Origin of the sequence: Massilimicrobiota sp. An105, assembly GCF_002161155.1 — a bacterium.
In the GTDB taxonomy this organism is placed as follows: Bacteria; Bacillota_I; Bacilli_A; order Erysipelotrichales; family Coprobacillaceae; genus Allocoprobacillus; species Allocoprobacillus merdigallinarum.
Map to the genome: position 1 here is coordinate 1 of NZ_NFLY01000104.1, position 1,547 is coordinate 1,547.

Sequence of the window (1,547 nt, forward strand, 5' to 3'; positions counted from 1 at the left end):
GTGTCAAGCAAATTTGAAAATGTCCTAAAAAATTTTAAACATTAGCACCAGATCGGTGCTTTTGTTTTGCAAGAAAATTTAAGTAGGAAGACTGTTTCCAGGGATGATCTATAGGTGGAATATATTTTTCCCTTGGTCTGGCTTCTTTTTTTACTTCATCAAATTCTTTTGAATACAATTCATGTTTTGGTATTTCCTGCATGATATATATGTGATCAAGTACATTGACATACAGATTCCCATCAAATGCCTCGATAACCATACAATCTGTTCTGTTCTTTAAATAAACAGATGTTCCATTTTCTGTTACGGGCAAATACATCCTGTTTTGAAATCTGATACTATGACCTGAATCAATTTTTCTAGGAGAAAGAACAGCTAAGGTACGATTAATTTTTTCAATTGACGGTTGCGTTTCAAATACCGATTTGGTAGTATTGAGGTGTAGAGCAAACATGTCATTGAATTTTTTTAGGTAGGATTTTAAAAATTTATTGGCTGACTCTATATCGGTTATATGAGCACGTCTGAGTTCAACAGGTAAACGGGATTGGAATGTCTGGTTCATTCTTTCGATTCTGCCTTTGGCTTGGGCGATGCTCGTTGTCCTAATATCAACGCCAAGATTATGACACGCATAGGAAAACTGGGTAAAAGTGTCGTCATCATCAAAAGCGTTGTTTTTCTTTTTGTATTCAAAGACAGTACGTCTATCGGTATAAAACATGGCAGGAATACCATAGTTGGTCAAAATCTGATAGAAGACATTATAATAACCATTTAGCGTTTCCTGAGTATCAAAATAAGCGCCAACAACTTCACCAGTAGCATCATCGACAGCCAAATGAAGATGCCAGATATGACCATCAATCCATTCAAAGCTGGAAGCATCCATCTGGATCATTTCACCCATATACTTGCATCTGGGTCTTCTAGGATGAGCATTTTTACTGTCAATGATGGAAATGGCTTCCTTGATATCATTTTGAGATTTCTTGGAACGAGTCGTTTTCAATTGAGCCTTCAAAGAATCTTTTAATATCTTTCTCGTTTTCCTTCTGGCCTTAGGAGAGATGATATTTTCATCTCTAAGCCACTTGTTAAGAGTCGTATCACTAATTTTAATATTGAAATCATCATAAATGATTTCACAGAAATGAGTAAAATTAGTATCACAATATTCATCAATATAAAGCTTAATAATCTTGTTTTTGATATCGAGAGGGATGGTGGTAGCAGGAGCTCTGCCTCTGTTGCCATGAATAAAAGCAGCCTTACCATGATTTTTATATTTAAGGATGAGTCTATTGACAGTTCTAACAGTACAACCCAACTTAATGGCTGCCCTATTTTTATTACCGTTAGATTCAACCAATTTTTTAATAATCAAATATTTATTTTCTTCATTCATTCTTAATTCAACCTTTCTCATACAACAACCTCCCAATAAAAGTGAGGTTATATCATAACATAGATTTTTGAATATGTCCTGTATACAGGACATATTCAACTTGGATATATTAAGACATTATCATATTTGAATCATA

The 1,547-nt window shown here is 34.2% G+C and carries 1 protein-coding gene; it reads right to left on the reverse strand.

What is annotated here, in order from left to right:
* Positions 1–34: 34 nt before the first annotated feature.
* Complete coding sequence (locus B5E48_RS13385) at positions 35–1,432, reverse strand: ISNCY family transposase (protein ID WP_206407352.1); 1,398 nt, start codon at positions 1,430–1,432, stop codon at positions 35–37.
* Positions 1,433–1,547 lie beyond the last annotated feature (115 nt).

What these genes read in the sequence shown, in the direction of transcription:
- B5E48_RS13385 (WP_206407352.1), bottom strand. Translation starts at nt 1,432, where the DNA reads ATGAGAAAGGTTGAATTAAGAATGAATGAAGAAAATAAATATTTGATT.